Raw genomic sequence first — 19,466 nt, 5'->3', positions numbered from 1 at the left:
GTAAATGGAAGTCGCTCTTTTTTGAGTTATTTAGTTAGCATGTGGAAGACTTGTTCAACGTCTTTATCGCCACGACCAGAAATATTAATAATAATGCTTTCCTCAAATGATAAAGTTGGTGCTAATTTTAGAGCATGTGCGACTGCATGTGAGCTTTCAAGGGCAGGAATAATACCTTCAACCTTAGAAAGTACTTGGAAGGCATCTAAAACTTCTTCATTTGTCACGGTCACATACTCAGCACGACCGATTGTTTTCAAATGGCTATGCTCAGGCCCCGCACCTGGATAATCTAAACCAGCTGCTATTGAATAGGTAGGGAGTGGGTTACCTTCTGCGTCCTGAAGTACTAAACATTTGAAGCCGTGTAGCTCTCCTGGTGTTCCTTCGTTTAAGGTAGCAGCTTTGTCTGGCTCTATTCCAATAAGACGAACATCTTCGTCTGCAATATAATCAGCAAATGCCCCAATGGCATTACTACCGCCTCCTACACAGGCAAGAACAGCTGTCGGCAGCTTTCCTTCCTTTTCTAAAATCTGTTCACGACTTTCGCGGCTAATCACTGATTGAAAATGTTTAACCATTGATGGGAAGGGATGTGGTCCAACTGCTGAGCCTAATAAATAGAAGGTTGTTTCATAGTTTTCTACTAAATCAGCGAATGCCTCATCTACTGCATCCTTTAAGCGGCCTTGCCCTTTATCGACAGCTACAACTTTCGCTCCGAGAAGTTCCATGCGAAATACGTTCAATGCCTGGCGTTTTGTATCTTCCAAGCCCATATAAACCGTGCAATCCATTCCAAACATGGCACACGCTGTAGCTGTTGCTACACCATGTTGACCTGCCCCTGTTTCGGCAATCACGCGATTTGCTCCCATACGTTTAGCTAGTAAGATTTGTCCTAATACATTATTGATTTTATGGGAGCCTGTGTGGTTAAGGTCTTCACGTTTTAAATAGATTTTTGCGCCACCTAATTGCTTTGTTAAATTCTCTGCAAAATAAAGAGGGGATTTACGACCGACATATTCACGGAAATAGTAATCTAATTCTTGCTTAAAATCATCATCCTCTTTATACTTTTGAAAATTCTCATCTAGTCTATTTAAAACATTTTGAAGCTCCTTTGGAACAAAGCTTCCACCAAATTCACCGAAATATCCCTTTTTTTCTACTACTGTACTCATCTTAACTCGACTCCTCTATGCTAATTTTTCCAAAAAAAAAGCCACTCCAATCCCTCATAAAAAGGACGAGTAACCGTGGTGCCACCTTCATTCGCAATTTTTGCGCGCTTTCCTGCTCCGGTAACGGGGAGCGAAACGGCCTTACATTTGATAAGGCTGCTCTGAAGTCCATTCACAAGTCTGTACTACTGGTTTGCACCAACCACCAGCTCTCTAAAAGTAACAATGCTTGCTACTACTCTTCTTCCTTGCATTTATTAGAAAGAATTGTAGAGTATTTTCAGAATAGTGTCAAGAAAAAAGACGAATCTAAAAAGATCCGTCAGTTAAATCAAATTTTTAAAGTGAAGGCGTTTGTTTAATACATACATAATCGGTGCACCTACAGCTAATACAACAAATTCACCCGCCGCGACTGTTAGCCAAGTCCAGAAAAATGGCAACTCTAAAGCCAAGTTCAGCTCAAAGGCAATGATAAACATAGTACATGTAAAGAGCAATGTATTAATAATTAAACGTGCCCAAATATTTTTGACAAATTTACAGATTAAAATAAACAGGCCAAGTGTAATCATTGAATGACCTACACCAAAAACTAAATCGTAAATGCCAAGTGGTGAAAAGAGATTAGAGATCAATACACCAATAATAATCCCTACGGCAAAGCGTGGATTAAAGGCCACTAAATGGTTAAACATCTCAGATACTCGGAACTGTACCTCTGTAAAACCAAATGGGGCAACAAGCATGGTTACAGCTATATAGAGAGCCGCAATGATACCACTTGCTGCTAAAAATTTTATCTTCATATTCATTTCTCCTTAGTTTTTTTTCGTGGGATGGTTACGAACCACGGTGCTTTCACACAAGTAAATATTCTATTATAGATATCTAGTAGAAGTCAAATGTCAGACTTTGTCTATAATGTCCTATCGTCGCAAAATTGTCATAAATATTTTTTACTATGTTGAAAAAAGAAATCGATTAACTAAAACAGCGTAGTTTAGCGGTTTAAAGCGCCAAATTGAATGAAAAACTAAAATATTTTGTCACTTTTAAAAGTCAGAACATTCATAATGTTGTTGACGGAGCTCGATAATAACGATAATATAGCGATACATTCACACTTTGTTTGGATAAAGTGCGATAGATATTCGAGAATATAATCGGGGGGATTATTTGTGAAAAGCAATGTAAAGAAGTTGTCATTCCTTCTTTTTGGATTAGTGTTGCTTCTTGCTGCTTGTGGTAGCGGTGGCTCAGGTACAGCAGATTCAAAAGGAAATGAAAAAAACAATGCAAGTGAGAGCGGAAATGCAGATGATAAAACATATAAAATCGGGATTACTCAAATTGTTGAGCATCCATCGTTAAACGCAGCAACGGAAGGCTTTAAAAAAGCAATTGAAGATGCTGGTTTAAAAGTTGACTACGATCCACAAATTGCACAGGGAGATAATAGCCTTAACACAACAATTGCTAACAATCTAGTAAGTGCAAACGTAGATTTAATTTTTGCAAACTCTACACCTTCTGCACAAGCCGCTGCAACAGCAACAAGTGATATTCCAATTATTTTTACATCTGTTACAGATGCTGTTGGTGCACAGCTAATTGACTCAATGGAGAAGCCAGGGAAAAATATTACAGGCACAATCGATTTACATCCAGAAACGATTTCTAAAACTGTAGCATTCCTAAAAGAACTTGGTGCGAAAAAAGTAGGGATGGTCTACAATGCGGGTGAGCAAAACTCAGTTGCACAAGTTTCAGAAGTGAAAAAGGTTATGGACGAACAAGGTTTAGCGGTGGTAGAAGCATCAGCATCTACTTCAGCGGATGTAAAACAAGCGACAGAGTCTCTAATTGGTAAAGTAGACGCTTTCTATATTATTACTGATAACACAGTTGTTTCTGCATTAGAATCGGTAATTGATGTTGCCAATACTAATAAATTACCATTAATTGTAGGAGAACTAGATTCTGTAGCACGTGGCGGTTTAGCAGCTTATGGTTTTGAATATTTCGATATCGGTTATGAAGCAGGTCAAATGGCTGTGAAAATTTTAAAAGGTGAAGCTACACCTGCCGATACACCAGCACAATACCCACAAAATCTGAAATTATTAATCAATAAAAAAGTTGCAGATGATTTAGGCATCGAAATTAAAGATTCTTGGGGTGCCGAAATTCTAGAACAGTAAAACGAAGCGGGGTGCACTATCCCCGCTTTATCTTCATTTTACAAGTGATATAAATAATAAAGAGATTTAGGAGATGATTCAACGATGTTTTTAGCATTATTTGGCGCAGTGGAGCAAGGAATCATCTATGCAATTATGGCACTTGGTGTNNTATTTAACATTTCGGGTGTTAGATTTTCCGGATTTAACGGTTGATGGAAGCTTTGTAACAGGGGCGGCAACTGCAGCAACAATGGTTTTGCTTGGCTACCACCCAATCTTAGCGACTTTAGTGGCAATTGTTGCTGGATTTATTGCTGGATGTATGACAGGAATTCTTCACACGAAAGGAAAGATTAATCCGCTTTTATCAGGAATTTTAATGATGATTGCTTTATACTCGATTAATCTACGTATCATGGGGTTAACTGCAGAAAATACGATAGGTCGCCCGAATATTCCACTACTAAACTCTGAAACAATCTTTTCAAAGTTTCAATCTTTTTGGAGTAATTTAGGGATCGATGATGCTATCAATAACCTATTAAAAAGCATAGGCTTTCAGCATGTACCAGGTACATGGAGTGTGCTGATTGTTGTATTAATCATCACGATTTTAATTAAGTTAATAGCAGACTGGTTCTTAAAGACAGAGGTTGGGCTAGCTATCCGAGCAACTGGTGATAATAAACGAATGATTCGCAGCTTCTCTGCAAATACAGATACACTTATCATTTTGGGGCTAGGTCTTTCCAATGCGCTTGTCGCATTTTCTGGAGCTTTAATCGCACAATACTCGAAGTTCTCTGATGTTAGTATGGGGATTGGTATGATTGTGATCGGTCTCGCATCCGTTATTATTGGTGAAGCTATTTTTGGGACTAAAACTATTATCCGTACAACGTTTGCAGTTATTGCAGGAGCCATCATTTATCGTATTATATTAGCTTTAGCATTACGTGTAGATTTCCTTGATTCAGGAGACATGAAATTAATTACAGCGATCATCGTTATTTTGGCGCTGATCTTACCGCAATTTATAAATAAGAGTAAAGAACGTAAACGTAAAGCTAAACGTGCTGCAGAACTTTCACAAGTAAAAAAAGTAGAGCAGGGAGGTAATGGCCTTGCTTAAATTACATGGTATTAATAAGGTATTTAATGAAGGAACACCTGATGAGAAGATTGCACTTGCGGAGATAAACCTACATTTAAAGCCCGGTGATTTTGTGACAATTATAGGTAGTAATGGTGCAGGTAAATCAACGATGATGAATATGATTTCAGGTGCTTTAACACCCGATTTCGGTACAGTAATGATTGATGGTAATGATGTGACAAGTTTGCCTGAATATAAACGCTCTCAATACATTGGGCGTGTCTTCCAGGACCCAATGGCAGGAACTGCACCTACGATGACAATTGAAGAAAATCTAGCATTAGCATACTCTCGAAATAAGCATAGAGGGCTACGCAATGGTGTGGACAAAAAGCGTCGTGAATTTTTTAAAGAATCGCTAGCGATGCTTGGTTTGAATCTTGAGAATCGTCTTTCTGCTAAGGTAGGCTTACTTTCAGGTGGGGAACGTCAAGCTTTGTCGCTCTTAATGGCTACCTTTACAAAGCCATCTATTTTATTACTGGATGAGCATACGGCTGCACTTGATCCATCACGTGCAGAGTTAATTACTCGTATTACGAAGTATTTAGTGGAAAAAGATAATTTAACGACATTAATGGTAACGCACAATATGCAGCAAGCATTAGATTTAGGGAATCGTCTTATTATGATGGACAAAGGCCAAATCATTTTAGAAGTTGGTGAAGATCGCAAACATGAATTAACAATTCCTGATTTAATGTCCGAGTTTGAACGTATTCGTGGGGAAAAAATGAATTCAGACCGTGCTCTATTAGGTTAATATCGAAACGCTCATACACTTGTATGGGCGTTTTTCATAGTGTAAAAAATTTCATCAATAGTGTTTTTATGAATAGTGTAAATGAATGACCGTTGCAGGTTCCCTAATTTCATGTGTGGGGGGTGCCGATCTATCTTATGGGAGTCTAGTAGCCTTCCAATCCAGCACATTAATTTAGCAAAGGTCCTCACTACTCTTTATGGAAGGGCGTTGTCACACATCGTTTTTCCGCATTGTTAGTATGATAGAAAATAAAGGAACAGTTTTAAAAGGGTTGATTGGAGAGGAGTTGCCCTTTAGGGGATTTAGCGGCTCATCAGACGCCACCTGGACGCTGGCGGAACAGATATCAATCTCTCGCCTTGCCAGAATGTCTCTTTCCGCAGACGATATTGTTTTTTCAACATCATATAAAACGCTCATGCACTAGTTTGAATAATTTTATTTAGGGAAATTAAACGATCGATAAACTTTATCGCATAAAAAAGCCTCACTTTCAGAGAAGTGAGGCTCTTCATTTTAAACGAGTAAGCCAAATAGTTGAATATCGTTGTTTACTTCTTTGTATTTGAAGCCGAATTCATCCATTCGGGCAAGTAGTCCTTCATATTCAGCACGATCACCTAACTCAATGCCGACTAGTGCAGGGCCACTTTCTTTATTATTTTTCTTGGTATATTCAAAGGTAGTAATGTCATCGTTTGGTCCAAGTACACTAGTGAGGAATTGACGTAATGCTCCGGCACGCTGAGGGAAGCTGACGATGAAGTAGTAAAGTAATCCTTCGTGTATAAGTGACTTTTCTTTAATCTCCTGCATTCGTCCAATGTCATTATTCCCACCACTGATGATGACAACGACTGACTTACCTTTAATTTCTTCTTTATAAAAATCAAGAGCTGCCACTGATAATGCTCCTGCAGGCTCAGCGATAATCGCATGTTTATTATATAGATCTAGAATGGTTGTACATACCTTGCCTTCAGGTACAAGAACAATATCATCTAAATAGCGACGACAAACATCATAAGTATGATGACCGACGCATTTTACTGCAGCACCATCAACGAATTTATCAATCCAATCAAGAGCAACTGCGCCACCTTCAGCAAAGGCAGCCTTCATACTACCAGCACCAGCAGGCTCCACACCAATAATTTTACTAGTAGGAGAGAGATTTTTAATGTAGGCAGACACGCCTGACATTAAGCCACCACCGCCAATACTTCCGAATATGTAGTCGATTGGCTCCTCCATATCATTCATAATTTCTACCGCTACCGTTCCTTGACCAGCAATGACATCAAAATCATCAAATGGATGAATGAAGATTTTACCATGCTCTTCACAATAGCTCAACGCGCTTTCAGCAGAATCATCGAATGTATCTCCTGCTAAAATAATTTCCACATATTCACGTCCAAACATACGTACTTGGTCTATTTTTTGCTTCGGCGTTGTTTGTGGCATAAAAATGCTTGCTTGAATTTTTAATTGGGCACAGGCATAAGCTACACCTTGTGCATGATTGCCTGCACTTGCACAGACAACCCCAGCATTGCGCGCTTCATCCTCGATTTTTTTAATTTTATAATAGGCACCACGAAGCTTGAATGAGCGTACATGCTGTAAATCTTCGCGTTTAATATAAATATTAGCTCCGTATTTCTCGGATAAATAGTCGTTTTTTTGTAGTGGTGTGTGCACAACTACATCTTTTAAAAAATGATGTGCAATCAGGACATTCTCCACTTGCACGGTTCTAGTATCAGCAACTTCCATAGTATTCATCCTCCGTTATACGTTTAAAACATTTATCTATGATAGCACACTTTATTTGCTTTTTGTGATTAATTTTTAGTAAATTCTAAATTTTCCGTGTCTATTTTATGATGTAAGCGTTTTATCTTGATATAGCTAATTATTTTATAAAGAAGCAATATCTCAGACCTAGAATTAGCTCAATTTAAGGGGAGAAAATCTGTTGTTTCAAATCTAAAAAATACTACTCTCATAACAAAAATGGTCAAGCATATACTAGATTAGCTTAGGACAAGTAGGAGGGTATGTAGTGGAAATCATTCAAGGAATTTTATCAACATATTGGAAGTTTTTTGATTTGGCGATGTGGCAAGAAGTACTAATGGACCCTGTCTCCTGGGGACTAATATCCTCATTAATTATTATAGAAGGTTTGCTGTCGGCAGATAATGCACTGGTATTAGCGGTACTGGTGAAACATTTACCAGATAAACAGCGAAAACGGGCATTAATGTATGGTATGCTAGGTGCCTATTTTTTTAGATTTTTATTTATTGGCATAGGTGTTTATCTAGTAGAATTTTGGTTTATTAAAGTATTAGGTGCTTTGTATTTAGGTTGGCTTTGTGTAGCTCATTTCCTTCACATAGGGAATGAGGATAGTGTAAAAGAGGTAAAGAGGTCAGGATGGATGGTGCGTCTTTTCGGCACGTTTTGGGCAACTGTCATTTCTGTTGAGCTAATGGATATTGCTTTTTCAATTGACTCAATCTTTGCTGCGTTTGCGATATCAGATCAGGTCTGGGTGCTTTTAATTGGAGGGATGTTAGGAATATTAATGATGAGGACGATTGCAGGTGTTTTTTTAATCATCATTGAAAAAATACCAGAGCTTGAAGCAACAGCCTTCATAATTATAGGTGTCATAGGCTTAAAAATGTTAGTAAGTGTTTTCAATATCCACATCCCTCATTATTTATTCTTCCTTTTCTTAGTGATTGCTTTTTTCATCACGATCATTGTGCATATGATGAAGAGAGTAAGATCTGCCTAATTAAAAAGTACTGTTCTCCAAAAATGAGAACAGTACTTTATTTATTTTACATATTTATCTGGGTCAACAATATAGAACTTTTCAACATTAAGCCAGCTCTCGCTCATTGGTTCGCCGTCATCAATACGTTTTTCAGTCTCCTGCATCATCCAACCAGTCTGAGACGCATGGGCTTGTAATGCTTTTAATTTGTCCATTCGCATTTCCCGAATATCATAGACCACATGTGGTTCACCATTTTTTTCAATCGTATCATTGGCGAAGGCACAACCGAATATTTGTGGACGAGCAGCCTTTGGCATACGACGTACAGCTTCAATTACAGCACGTGCTGTTGCTTCATGGTCTGGGTGAACAGCAAAGCCAGGTAAAAATGTGAAAATTAAAGAAGGCATTAGTTCTTCGATTAGCCCTTCCATTAATTTTACCATTTTCTCATCATCTTCAAATTCTATTGTTTTATCACGTAGACCAAGCATGCGTAAATCTTGAATACCCATTGCCTCTGCCGCTGCAACCAATTCCTTACGACGGATTTCAGGTAAAGACTCGCGTGTAGCAAAGGGTGGATTACCTAAATTACGTCCCATTTCGCCTAATGTTAAACAGGCATATGTAACAGGTGTATTCATTTTCTTTGTATAGTAGGCGATGGTCCCCGCAACTGAGAAAGCCTCATCATCTGGGTGAGGGTACACAATTAAAATATGACGTTGTGGTTGTAAATTCAAATAGTCGTCCCCCTTAGTAAGTAAATGGCGTTTCACTAATTTCAAGCGCAATCGCCAATTTTCCAGAGTAGTCTAGTCCAGCCATTAATAAACGGCCTAAATCATCTAATTCAAAATGTGTAATGCCTTGAGCATAAACCCAGCCATGAGGTAATTTTAAACCCACACGATGAGGTGCATTATCTACAACCTTAGCAAGCTCATAGTTAATTTTAGCATTGCGAATAAAAGCACCTGCATTAAAAAACTGTTCATCATAGTGTGCTGCATAAGATCCGTTTGTCGTCTCAAGATGAATATAAACGTCTTTGTTGGCGAAAGAATTCAGCAATTTTTGCAACGTCTCTACTTGTACTTCTTGCATCTTAACACTCCTCTCGATCATTTCTCCTTTAAGTATAGTAAAAAAAATTCGCAAAGGGAAATTGATTGCTTTGATAAAAAAATTGATGATTTATATTTACAAACCTTAGCGCCATTTGGTCCAAATTTTTGAGAGTGTGAAAATGAATCGTAGCATCCAGAGAAATAAATCATCATCTCTAAATCTATGACAAGTTCTTAAGCAATATTCTTGAAAAAATTATTGTAATGTATCAATATAGGGAGTGTGAAAATAAATATGTACAAACTGTGTCGTTTCGCATTGTATCCGTTTTCACATCTGAAAAGATATTGCAACCATGACTTCTTCCTAATTTGTGTGTGTAGACAGCTCCACCTGTTGAAGGTAGTATTATTTCAGAAATAATGAATTCTATCTTGGTACAATAGATGACGTTCCTTGAACAGGTTATGCAAGGTAGCTGTGAAAAAGGGAAGAAAAATGAAGCTCATTATCATAGTATAATAAAAACCGCGACTCTCTTTATGACGGAGAGTCGCGGTTTTTTTTATTAAAAATTAATGTAGGCTATGTATTTGTTAGTATCGATTGAGCTTTCGTTCTATTGTATCTAAACGATTATTAACATTTTGTAATTGTTTAAACATTTGCTTCATATAAAGATTTTGATCTTGGGTTTCAGTAGTTTTGGCTTGTGCCAATTCTTCCTCCTCCTGCAGAGCTAATATTGTGGCAAGGGTGGATAATGAGTAACCAAGTGTTAATATGATGGAGGCAATTACTTCAACTTTTGAAGAGGTGATTTCTCCAGCTAGTAAACCTGATTCTTCCGTTAAGTCTTCTACCTTGTTTTTTTTCATTTTTTCCCCTCCCATACAGCTAATATATGGGGTATGAGGCATTAACGTATCTTGTCCTATTTTAATCTTTATCAGCTAAATACTCATCATTAAATAATTGTTTAGTATTTGTAATTTTCTAATAATTACATTGATTTTTCCATTTAAATATAGCATTATAGTAGGAATAAACAAGACGTTTAGAGGGGGAATTAGAGTGAATAAGGACTTTAAATATTGTAAGGAATCAAGAGTGATGCGTACCAGTCGTGTATTTCCAAACGATGTGAATAATCATAATACATTATTTGGCGGACGATTGATGAGCGATATTGATCAAGTTGCTTCCATTTCAGCTGCAAAGCATAGCAGAAGAGATTGTGTTACAGCCTCAACTGATTCAGTCGATTTCCTACATCCCATTCGCCCAACAGATTCGGTTTATTTCGAATCCTATGTAACTTGGACGGGGAGGTCTTCTATGGAGGTTTTTGTTAAAGTCATTGCTGAAAACTTGAAAACTGGGGAGAGAAAGGTGGCAGCGACTGCATTATTAACTTTCGTGGCATTGGATGAAAATAACAAACCAGCACTGGTCCCACGAGTAATACCTGAAACAGTAGAAGAGACAAAATTGCATGAAACAGCTTCAGAACGAGCGAAGGCGCGTGCTGAACGTAAAAAGGAAAGTAAAGCATTAGCACAATTTATATCTATGAATGATCCATGGGATTATCGGCTAGAAATGATGGAGAATTATATGTAAAAAAAGAGGGATGTCTCAAATGACTTTGAGACATCCCTTTCATCCTTATATCTCTGTTACTGTTACGTGTGGAGCACCAAAGCGAGATTTCGCTCCATGCATGACAGGACCTACATATTCATTTAACGCCCAGCCATGTGCAATAGCTGCGGATACAAACTCTTTTGCTTCAATAACAGAATCTTTAATAGTAAGACCATTCGCAAGATTGGCTGTCACAGAAGCAGCAAATGTACAGCCTGCACCGTGGTTATTTGTAGATGCGACTTTTTCAGATTCTAATAAGTAGAATGTTTCACCATCAAAGAATAAGTCTATTGCTTTTTCGGTAGCTAGGGCTTTTCCACCTTTTATGACAACAGCTTTAGCTCCTAGTTCATGGATTTTACGAGCAGCAATCTTCATGTCGTCAATGTTTTTTGGTGTACCTGTGCCAGCTAATTGTCCAGCTTCAAAAAGGTTTGGTGTTGTTACCGCTGCTAGTGGTAAAAGATGCTGAATCATGGCATCTGTGTTACCTGGATTCAGTACTTCATCGTCACCTTTACATACCATAACAGGATCGATGACAACATTTTTAGTCCCTGAATTTGCAATAGCCTTTCCAGCAATACGAATAATTTCTTCTGTTGAGAGCATTCCTGTCTTAATGGCATCAATTCCTGTGGAAAGTGCTGTGTCAATTTGTTTTTGTAGTAAATCAGTTGGCAAAGGTGTGACGTTATGTGTCCAGCCGTTAGGGTCCATTGTTACGACAACTGTTAATGCCACCATCCCATATGTACCGTGCTCTTGGAATGTTTTAAGGTCAGCTTGCATTCCTGCACCGCCTGATGTATCTGAACCAGCAATTGTTAATGTTTTTTTTAGAGTCATGTAAAGGATCTCCTTTATCGTTAAGAGTTATAAAATTAACATCTAGTATAGTCCGATTCTGATTCTATAAAAATAGCCAGAATACTATATTTTTATATGGTCAGTTTCAACTGATGCTTGAATTCATCTTTAATTTTTTGTACCGTTGTAAGAAGAGAAAGGGGCTTAAAGAACGATGAAACAAGTATTCCCGAATGATTGGCAAGAAGTACTCAAAGAAGAATTAGAAAAACCATATTATAAAAAACTACGTCAATTTGTCGCAAATGAATATTCGACACAAACTATTTATCCACCAATCAATGATGTGATGAACGCATTCTATACAACAGCATATCATGATGTGAAGGTTGTTATTTTGGGACAAGACCCTTATCATGGGGCTAATCAAGCGCATGGGCTAAGCTTTTCTGTTAAACCAGGTATTCCACATCCTCCTAGCTTACGGAATATGTTTCAAGAGCTACAGGATGATTTAGGCTGTCCAATTCCTCAAAATGGAACGCTAACAAAGTGGGCTGAACAGGGTGTTATGCTATTAAATACGGTGCTTACAGTTCGAGCAGGACAAGCGAATTCCCATAAAGAACGAGGGTGGGAGCAATTTACCGATGCTGTTATCGATCTATTAGCTGCAAGGGAAGAACCACTAATTTTTGTATTGTGGGGCAAACCAGCGCAACGCAAAAAGCAATTAATCCGAAAATATAAAACACCACATGTCATACTCGAAGCGCCACACCCAAGTCCATTAAGTGCTTATCGAGGATTCTTTGGTAGTAAACCTTATTCAAAGATAAATCAACAATTAGTGGAGTGGGGCAAGCAGCCGATTGATTGGTGTTTAGCATAGATTGGCACAAATCGTTTGCTTTATACGCTTTAGCAATCATGTTACATTTAATATAGAAGAAAGTGAGGGACATTGATGAAGGTGAATTGTTTTAAGTGTCAATTTTTTAAAGTAACCTGGGACCCTCAAAACCCACGAGCATGTGCAGCTTATGGCTTTAAAACAAAGCAAATACCATCCGTTGTTGTGAAGCAATCCTCGGGTGTAGATTGTTTAAAATTCGTACGAAAAGTAGAAAGTGGGAGAATGTAATGATTTCTTATCAAGCCGTTATACAGCAACTTGAAAAACAATTATCTTACGCAAAAAATGCGGTAAATGATCAGCAAATTCGTGAGGCACTTACAGCCATTCGAGCATTATGTGATGTGGTGTTAGATTCTTCAAGTGATGCACCATCTATCACTCCTCATAAGCATGTACCGCAAATGCTTGTATCAGAGTCAAAACCATCCACTTTATATACAGCAAAGATTGAAGAAGATGGAGCCAATGGCGATTCCATTTTTGATTTTTAATCCATTTTAAAGGTAGGGTAACGAAAATGAAAAGATTTATCGTGACAGGTGCTCTTCATGGCCTATTAGCAGTAGCATTCGGTGCATTTGGTGCACATGCTTTAAAGGAAATTTTAGATGAATATAGTCAAGGTATTTGGGAAACGGCTGTTCAATATCAAATGTTTCACGCTACAGGATTACTAATCATTGGTCTGTTAATGAGCTCTAAACTATTAGGTGAAGTGAAACAATTAAATCTAGCAGGTATTTTCTTTAACCTTGGTATTGTTTTCTTTTCTGGGAGCTTATATGTTCTGGCGATAAGTGGTATTAAAGTATTAGGAGCTATTACACCAATTGGTGGCGTACTATTTTTAGCTGGATGGCTACTTATTATTTTAACTGCTCTCAAGCATGCTCGCTAATTTTAAGCTGACTCTCTTACATTATTTGTAGGGGGGTTTTTCTTTGTTATGAGTCATCTTTCAAAGAAAGGGATTTAAATCCTATCCATTTTGTAAGAATTTATAGTACACTACTAATATTACTTGCAATATTTCGAAAATACCAAAAGTGAGGTTACGTAGTATGGAAAAACTATTTACATTACTGGATGCTAACTATAATGAGATGGTAGGGATTCGTCGCCATTTACATGAATACCCTGAATTATCCTTTGAAGAAGTCGAAACGCCATCCTATATAGCTACTTTTCATAGAGAATTGGGTCATGTGGTTCGGGAAGGAGTGGGAGGACGTGGTGTCGTAGCGATATTACGTGGCGGAAAGCCGGGCAAAACGGTGGCTTTACGAGCTGACTTCGATGCATTAGCGATTCAAGAAGAAAATGATGTACCTTACAAATCTAAAATAGCTGGAAAAATGCATGCATGTGGACATGATGGACATACAGCTACATTGCTTGGGCTAGCTAAGGCATTGAATGCGATGAGGGACCAAATTGAAGGCAATGTCGTATTTATTCATCAGCATGCAGAGGAAGTGGCTCCAGGTGGAGCTAAGCCGATGATTGAGGATGGTTGTTTAGAAGGTGTAGATGTTATTTTTGGTACACATTTATGGGCACCTACACCATTAGGAGAAATATTAGTGAAAGATGGAGCCATCATGGCTGCCGCGGATAAAGTAGAAATAACGGTACAAGGAAAGGGTGGTCATGGCGCAGAGCCTCATCATTCTATTGATGCAGTTACCCTAGCCTCCCAATTTGTCGTTAATGCTCAACAGCTTGTTTCAAGACGAATTGACCCATTGAAATCAGCTGTTTTAACAATCGGTCATTTTGAGGCAATTAATCCGTTTAACGTTATAGCTGATCGGGTAGTTTTAGCGGGGACAATTCGTACATTTGAAGAAGAAGTACGCATACAAATGGAACAAGAGTTAGAAGCAGTATTAAATGCGACTTGTCTGGCATTTGGGGCAAGTTACGAATATCGTTACACAAGGGGTTATCCACCTGTTTATAACCATCAGAGAGAAACCGAGTTTTTGGCACAATTGGCGTCGACTGTACCAGGGGTAGATCAAGTAATAACATGTCCGCCATTTATGATTGGGGAAGATTTTGCGTATTATTTAGAAAAAGTACCAGGCACATTTTTCTTCACAGGAGCTAAAAAGCCAGAATGGGAAACGGCCTACCCGCATCATCATGCACGCTTTGATTTTGATGAACGTGCTATGCTAATTGCAGCAAAAACCTTAGGTAAAGCAACCTTAACGTATTTAAAAGAAAATTGAACATAGCGAATGATAAAAATCCGCATACGCCCATCGACTTTTGGTCAGTGAGTGTATTGCGGATTTTTACTTAGAGATAGAATTATGGATTTTGATTAAAGTAAGCCATTTCCTCATCATACTCAGCAAAATCGAAATAAATCATAGGGAAAAGAAAACGATGATTAGACTTAAGCTCACGAATAATGACATGATCTCGACCAGCTGCTTCTACCACACCACGAACAGTTTTTGTGTTTTTTCCCTGCTCTACTGCGTGCTCAAAAGAAAAATGGAAGGTAGCTGGTTTTCCACGGTTCAAACGTAAAATATTTTCTATATAGGACTCCTCACGGCCAGGTGGTCGTCCGCTCGGAAGTGTGACTGGAGGAGGAGTCATTTGTTGTTGCGTTGTTGGTGTCCAATAATAAGGCATCATCAATTATCAACCTACTTTCTTTTTAAATTTGAGGACAATCTTGTTCAGTTGGCGAGAAAAAACAATGGGATTTGAACCTGCCAGTATTCCATTGGCCATACCATTGTGCAGGACAATCACCTGCTGGCATGAAAAACCACAAAGAGCGAGTAGCTGGATGAAATCTTTCACCCTGAATTACTCTTTTAGCTAACCGGATATCTTGATCACGTGCTCTTTGATAAAAATAACCCTTTTGTGTTGCCTCAAAGCCTCCCGGACGCTGATAAACCATTTGTTCAATTGTTCGAATATCACCAAAATCTAAACAATCACCTCTTACACGATTAACGCCAACATTCCCAACCATCAGCATACCTAACTCTCCTTCGCCTTCTGCTTCGGCACGCATTAGTCTTGCAAGTAGGGCTGTCTGTGCATCATTCGTCTTAATAACAGCGATTTTCATACCTCCTCGCAGACAGTATATGCACGAAGGTATAGTAGTCATGTTCAATTTTGTTAAGAAAGACAATCACATATTAAAGTTACTATGCATATAGTAGTAATAACGACAAGTACGTAGAAAATACTTCAAATCCTGCAAGGGCCGATAGTTTTTATAGCAAAAAGGGTAAATAGAAAAAAATAGATTTAGGGGAACGTGAGATCAATGAATTGCATGTGTATCTAATACATGTGAGGTGATGGCTTATGGAAATTGGCGTTTGGTTTGGGATCTTATTAAGTGCAGTACTGGCTTTTCTATTAGGGGAGTTTTATGGACAGCCGCTCCACTGGTATCTCTTTATTGTTATTATAGTGATTGGTTTTTTTATTCAAACGGTTATCTTAATTTTAAAAGTAAAGAACGAGAGCTCTTAATGAGGTATATAGAAGAAACGTGTTGAGGTTAAGAAAGTGTCATCGCTAAAAGATGGCACTTTTTTATATTGTGAGTAATAGTGTGGAAAGCAGAGCTTCAGGAAAAATGCCTTTACAATGCTTGTTTTAGCTGATATCCAATAAGACATAATTATTCTTGCCTAGTAAGTATATTAAAAATATAGCGTGACATACTAAAATTGACTTTATTTTTGCTTTTATGAAGGAGCGTTTCCATGCGTATTTTTAGTATGTTTGTAGCGATCATCATCAGCGCTTTTCTGGCAGTTGGAATAGCAGAATATTATCATCAACCATATAATTGGTATTTAGTTTTTCTTATGATTCTAACTGGGATTTTTATTCATATTATTATTTTAATATTCGAATCCGAGAATGCAGAAGAAAACGAAATTTAAAAATGCGAGTCCATATTGACGGACTCGCATTTTTAATTAGATATTAAACAGTTAAGAATTTAACCAATTTTTCTTTATCAAGAAGGTTTCCGACGAAAAATTCCCCGAATTCGCCATAGCGTGCTGACACTTCGTCAAAGCGCATTTCATATACTAATTTTTTGAATTGCAGTACGTCATCAGCAAATAAAGTTACGCCCCATTCGTGATCATCGAAGCCTACAGAGCCAGTGATAATTTGTTTTACTTTACCAGCATAGCCGCGACCAATCATTCCATGTGAACGCATTAATGATTTACGCTCATCCATTGATAGCATGTACCAATTGTCGTTCCCTTGACGGCGTTTATCCATTGGATAGAAGCATACATATTTAGCGCGCGGAAGTTCAGGATATAGACGCGCACGTACATGTGGATTTTGGTAAGGATCTTCATTTGATTCGCCAGCTAAATAGTTTGAAAGCTCTACCACAGATACATAAGAATATGTAGGAATTGTAAAATCTGCAATAGCTAATTTATTGAATTCTGCTTCAAGCTCTTGTAGCTCATCCATTGTTTCACGCAATGTCATAATCATAAAGTCAGCTTTTTGACCAACGATTGCATAGAAAGCATGAGCACCTGTTTTAGCTACGTCTGCTTCGTTCAGTTTTTCTAAATAAGCAATAAATTCCTCTACTGCTGCTTGACGTTCCTCAGCAGATACAAGTTTCCAAGATGCCCAATCAATTGAGCGGAAATCATGTAAAGCGTACCAACCATCTAACGTAATTGCTGCTTCATTCATTATTGAAAACACTCCTTTATAAGTGAATACCATTCAAAAATTAGTTTATCATAGTTTGTACAAAAACCCTAAGTTCATGATAGTAATTCACGAATTTGACACCATCTAAAGATCATGTATTCTAAAGAGAAGAGATGTAATAAGAGGAGTTCCAAAATGAAACATATTTTACAACAACCAATTTGGCGTTATTATGATCAATCCATTAGTGCGAAGCAAAGATCACCGCTTGAATCTTTTGCGACGGACGATACATTGTGCCAATTAGTTGGCCAATTGATGTCTCCTCCAACAATTCGTACATGGGTTCATGAGGCATCTGTTGTGCTAGGTATTCAAGACCATCGTTTACCTTATGTTCAGCAAGGTATGGAATTACTAGAATCTAGAGGCTATCATCCTATTGTTCGTAATTCTGGTGGACTAGCGGTTGTGCTAGATGAAGGGATTCTTAATATTTCCATTGTATTGTCTGAACAAAAAGAGTCGCTCAGTATAAACGATGGCTATGATGTAATGGTAGACCTTGTGAAGGGATTGTTCTCAGAAGTAGCTGAAAAAATTGAGGCTTATGAAATAGTGGGCTCTTATTGCCCAGGTTCTTATGATTTAAGTATTGATGGGAAAAAATTTGCTGGTATTTCACAAAGACGCTTACGTCAAGGGGTGGCAGTGCAAATTTATTTATGTATTGAGGGGAGTGGCTCACAACGCGCGGCACTTATCCGTGACTTTTATGAAGAGAGCTTGCAACAAGAGGAAACAAAATTCGCTTACCCTCAAATCGTGCCAGAAGTCATGGCTTCGCTATCGGAGCTTGTGGACCCCCATTTAACAGTAGAAGCGGTTGTTATTCGTCTTCAGCAACTACTTAATCAGTGGGCCGAGGAAGTACGTCCACAGTCCTTTTACGACGAAGAATTAACGTTGTATGGTTTTTATTTACAGCGCGTTTTTGAGCGCAACACCAAAATGCTTGAACGTAAGTAAGCTGGTTGATTATATGAAACAGAAAAAGCGATGCGGCTAATTTAGCGCATCGCCATTTTCTGGTTGATAAATAGAACTGCTAGTTACAAGATTTCCGTTCTTCTCCATTTTAAAAACAGGTGCAATTCGCTCTTCCTCTTCATCAAGCGTAACAAGACGTCTAGCACGATTCATAATTTGTACAAATTGCTCGTAATCTTTGCGAATCGCTCGATTTTCCTCTTCTAGTTTTGTAATGGTTTTCTCTAGTTTTTTATTTTTCTCAGATGTTACATGTACAAGTTGTCGCCATTTTGAAGATTCATTTCCTACTTCACCAGAATGCTGTAAACGTAGTAAATAAGCTATGACAATATCAAGAGAAAGGGCAGATAGCGGAATTGATTTTCCTTCTGCAGCACTATTATTTACGGTAAACATACTAGAAGCACGGCGTCTTGCTGGCGCTCCCAACACTCGCATTCTCTCTTTTCTTTCCTTTTTAGCTTCTGCTAATTGTTCCTCGTATTCTTTACGAACAACGGCATTCCAACGAAAACCACAGGCTGCTGCAGTACGATTTAATGCATCGCCTGCTTCCTCAAAGGCATTAAGCTGTGTGCTTCCTTCTGTTACATGACGGATTACAGCCTCTGCTAGTAATTCATCGTTTTCTTTTAACCAAGCATCTTGTCTTACTTTACTCATATTAAAATCCTCCCACCTTTATCTGGAACTTGTTATTTAAGACTAGCATGACCAATCTTTTAACCTTTTATTCATCTATGTAGAAGGAATTATGCTTGAATAGAAGGGGAAAAGTACGATACAATACCCGATGTAGGTTTGCGCACATGCTGCATACTTAAATATGTGAAAGTCATGTGTGCAATAGAGCGAGATTATGTTTGAAAAATACTATATAGAAAGGGTTGTTGACAAAATGGCAAACGAATTTAAAGTTTGCGATGAATGTCAGGCCGTTAACTTAAAAACGTTAATTCCAAAATTAAAGGAAATCGATCCTGATGCAACCATCGAAATTGGCTGTCATTCTTACTGTGGTCCAGGACGCAAAAAGACATTTACCTTTGTAAATAGCCGACCTGTTGCTGCATTAACAGAAGATGAACTAATGGAAAAGGTTTTAGCAAAATTAAAAAAGTAAAACTAAAAGCTATCTCTACTTGGGGGATAGTTTTTGTTTTGCTTTTTTAT

23 protein-coding genes, 1 pseudogene, 1 riboswitch and 1 other annotated feature are annotated in these 19,466 nt (G+C 38.0%); of the genes and pseudogenes, 13 read left to right on the top strand and 11 right to left on the bottom strand.

Annotated features, from left to right (window positions below; translation table 11 throughout):
* Positions 1-26: 26 nt before the first annotated feature.
* Positions 27-1,190: a tryptophan synthase subunit beta gene (trpB, locus tag B3D98_RS10945; RefSeq protein ID WP_288582972.1), complete on the bottom strand. Its 1,164-nt coding sequence runs from the start codon at positions 1,188-1,190 to the stop codon at positions 27-29.
* A gap of 58 nt (positions 1,191-1,248) precedes the next feature.
* Positions 1,249-1,448 (bottom strand) — a binding site (T-box leader).
* Positions 1,449-1,516: 68 nt separating this feature from the next.
* Positions 1,517-1,999 (bottom strand): QueT transporter family protein, encoded by a 483-nt coding sequence (locus B3D98_RS10940; protein WP_048393417.1) that lies wholly within the window; start codon positions 1,997-1,999, stop codon positions 1,517-1,519.
* Positions 2,000-2,005: 6 nt separating this feature from the next.
* Positions 2,006-2,050: riboswitch (PreQ1 riboswitch) on the bottom strand.
* Between the two features lie 321 nt (positions 2,051-2,371).
* Between B3D98_RS10940 and B3D98_RS10935 the strand changes: the two genes are divergently transcribed.
* The 3 genes and pseudogenes from B3D98_RS10935 (at position 2,372) to B3D98_RS10925 (ending at position 5,295) form a co-directional block, all read left to right on the top strand.
* On the top strand, positions 2,372-3,394 hold the full coding sequence (locus tag B3D98_RS10935) for an ABC transporter substrate-binding protein (protein ID WP_054549123.1): 1,023 nt from the start codon (positions 2,372-2,374) through the stop codon (positions 3,392-3,394).
* Positions 3,395-3,478: 84 nt separating this feature from the next.
* Positions 3,479-4,508 (top strand): annotated as a pseudogene (locus tag B3D98_RS10930) (ABC transporter permease).
* Positions 4,501-5,295, top strand: a complete 795-nt coding sequence (locus tag B3D98_RS10925; protein ID WP_288582969.1) for an ABC transporter ATP-binding protein — start codon at positions 4,501-4,503, stop codon at positions 5,293-5,295. Before B3D98_RS10930 ends, B3D98_RS10925 begins: the two are co-directional and overlap by 8 nt.
* Positions 5,296-5,814: 519 nt before the next feature.
* Here B3D98_RS10925 and ilvA read toward each other — a convergent pair.
* The gene (ilvA, locus tag B3D98_RS10920) at positions 5,815-7,077 is read right to left on the bottom strand and encodes a threonine ammonia-lyase IlvA (RefSeq protein WP_259949396.1); all 1,263 of its coding nucleotides are present in this window, start codon (positions 7,075-7,077) and stop codon (positions 5,815-5,817) included.
* Positions 7,078-7,366: 289 nt separating this feature from the next.
* Between ilvA and B3D98_RS10915 the strand changes: the two genes are divergently transcribed.
* Positions 7,367-8,110: a TerC family protein gene (locus tag B3D98_RS10915; protein ID WP_054549126.1), complete on the top strand. Its 744-nt coding sequence runs from the start codon at positions 7,367-7,369 to the stop codon at positions 8,108-8,110.
* A gap of 41 nt (positions 8,111-8,151) precedes the next feature.
* Here B3D98_RS10915 and bshB2 read toward each other — a convergent pair whose 3' ends face one another.
* The 3 genes from bshB2 to B3D98_RS10900 form a co-directional block, all read right to left on the bottom strand.
* Complete coding sequence (gene bshB2 / locus B3D98_RS10910; protein ID WP_048393426.1) at positions 8,152-8,841, bottom strand: bacillithiol biosynthesis deacetylase BshB2; 690 nt, start codon at positions 8,839-8,841, stop codon at positions 8,152-8,154.
* Between the two features lie 13 nt (positions 8,842-8,854).
* Positions 8,855-9,205, bottom strand: a complete 351-nt coding sequence (locus B3D98_RS10905) for a YojF family protein (RefSeq protein WP_004225428.1) — start codon at positions 9,203-9,205, stop codon at positions 8,855-8,857.
* Between the two features lie 560 nt (positions 9,206-9,765).
* Positions 9,766-10,047, bottom strand: coding sequence for a hypothetical protein (locus B3D98_RS10900; protein WP_048393429.1), 282 nt, complete (start codon positions 10,045-10,047; stop codon positions 9,766-9,768).
* Positions 10,048-10,243: 196 nt separating this feature from the next.
* On the opposite strand from B3D98_RS10900, the gene B3D98_RS10895 reads away from it, so the two are divergent.
* Positions 10,244-10,792: an acyl-CoA thioesterase gene (locus B3D98_RS10895; RefSeq protein ID WP_054548581.1), complete on the top strand. Its 549-nt coding sequence runs from the start codon at positions 10,244-10,246 to the stop codon at positions 10,790-10,792.
* 45 nt (positions 10,793-10,837) lie between these two features.
* Here the strand turns inward: B3D98_RS10895 and thiD are convergent, their stop codons facing one another.
* Positions 10,838-11,668: a bifunctional hydroxymethylpyrimidine kinase/phosphomethylpyrimidine kinase gene (gene thiD, locus B3D98_RS10890; protein ID WP_281216980.1), complete on the bottom strand. Its 831-nt coding sequence runs from the start codon at positions 11,666-11,668 to the stop codon at positions 10,838-10,840.
* A gap of 175 nt (positions 11,669-11,843) precedes the next feature.
* Between thiD and B3D98_RS10885 the strand changes: the two genes are divergently transcribed.
* The 5 genes from B3D98_RS10885 to B3D98_RS10865 all read left to right on the top strand — a co-directional run bounded on the left by B3D98_RS10885 (position 11,844) and on the right by B3D98_RS10865 (position 14,785).
* Entirely contained in the window at positions 11,844-12,521 is a 678-nt protein-coding gene (locus B3D98_RS10885; RefSeq protein WP_288582963.1) for a uracil-DNA glycosylase, read from the top strand.
* A 75-nt stretch (positions 12,522-12,596) separates the two neighbouring features.
* The gene (locus tag B3D98_RS10880; RefSeq protein WP_288582961.1) at positions 12,597-12,773 is read left to right on the top strand and encodes a uracil-DNA glycosylase; all 177 of its coding nucleotides are present in this window, start codon (positions 12,597-12,599) and stop codon (positions 12,771-12,773) included.
* Positions 12,773-13,039 (top strand): YwdI family protein, encoded by a 267-nt coding sequence (locus tag B3D98_RS10875; protein WP_288582960.1) that lies wholly within the window; start codon positions 12,773-12,775, stop codon positions 13,037-13,039. Before B3D98_RS10880 ends, B3D98_RS10875 begins: the two co-directional genes overlap by 1 nt.
* Before the next feature lie 26 nt (positions 13,040-13,065).
* Complete coding sequence (locus tag B3D98_RS10870; RefSeq protein WP_103117406.1) at positions 13,066-13,446, top strand: DUF423 domain-containing protein; 381 nt, start codon at positions 13,066-13,068, stop codon at positions 13,444-13,446.
* A 163-nt stretch (positions 13,447-13,609) separates the two neighbouring features.
* Positions 13,610-14,785, top strand: coding sequence for a M20 family metallopeptidase (locus B3D98_RS10865; RefSeq protein WP_103117407.1), 1,176 nt, complete (start codon positions 13,610-13,612; stop codon positions 14,783-14,785).
* 82 nt (positions 14,786-14,867) lie between these two features.
* On the opposite strand, the gene gerQ is transcribed toward B3D98_RS10865, so the two are convergent.
* A complete protein-coding gene (gene gerQ, locus B3D98_RS10860; RefSeq protein WP_004227629.1) occupies positions 14,868-15,203 on the bottom strand; it encodes a spore coat protein GerQ in 336 nt (111 codons plus the stop codon).
* Between the two features lie 22 nt (positions 15,204-15,225).
* Positions 15,226-15,651: a cell wall hydrolase gene (locus B3D98_RS10855; RefSeq protein ID WP_004227631.1), complete on the bottom strand. Its 426-nt coding sequence runs from the start codon at positions 15,649-15,651 to the stop codon at positions 15,226-15,228.
* A gap of 245 nt (positions 15,652-15,896) precedes the next feature.
* On the opposite strand from B3D98_RS10855, the gene B3D98_RS10850 reads away from it, so the two are divergent.
* On the top strand, positions 15,897-16,067 hold the full coding sequence (locus tag B3D98_RS10850) for a hypothetical protein (protein ID WP_004227634.1): 171 nt from the start codon (positions 15,897-15,899) through the stop codon (positions 16,065-16,067).
* 462 nt (positions 16,068-16,529) lie between these two features.
* Here B3D98_RS10850 and hemQ read toward each other — a convergent pair whose 3' ends face one another.
* Positions 16,530-17,279, bottom strand: coding sequence for a hydrogen peroxide-dependent heme synthase (gene hemQ / locus B3D98_RS10845; RefSeq protein ID WP_036078203.1), 750 nt, complete (start codon positions 17,277-17,279; stop codon positions 16,530-16,532).
* Positions 17,280-17,435: 156 nt separating this feature from the next.
* On the opposite strand from hemQ, the gene B3D98_RS10840 reads away from it, so the two are divergent.
* The gene (locus tag B3D98_RS10840; protein ID WP_288582954.1) at positions 17,436-18,269 is read left to right on the top strand and encodes a lipoate--protein ligase family protein; all 834 of its coding nucleotides are present in this window, start codon (positions 17,436-17,438) and stop codon (positions 18,267-18,269) included.
* A gap of 36 nt (positions 18,270-18,305) precedes the next feature.
* On the opposite strand, the gene B3D98_RS10835 is transcribed toward B3D98_RS10840, so the two are convergent.
* Entirely contained in the window at positions 18,306-18,956 is a 651-nt protein-coding gene (locus tag B3D98_RS10835; RefSeq protein ID WP_004227650.1) for an RsfA family transcriptional regulator, read from the bottom strand.
* 235 nt (positions 18,957-19,191) lie between these two features.
* On the opposite strand from B3D98_RS10835, the gene B3D98_RS10830 reads away from it, so the two are divergent.
* On the top strand, positions 19,192-19,416 hold the full coding sequence (locus B3D98_RS10830) for a DUF1450 domain-containing protein (protein ID WP_004227652.1): 225 nt from the start codon (positions 19,192-19,194) through the stop codon (positions 19,414-19,416).
* Positions 19,417-19,466 lie beyond the last annotated feature (50 nt).

The organism is Lysinibacillus sp. UBA5994, from assembly GCF_002429725.1.
Classification (GTDB): domain Bacteria; phylum Bacillota; class Bacilli; order Bacillales_A; family Planococcaceae; genus Lysinibacillus; species Lysinibacillus capsici.
Note: the sequence above shows the minus strand (reverse complement) of the source record. Positions and strands in the feature narration are given on the sequence as shown.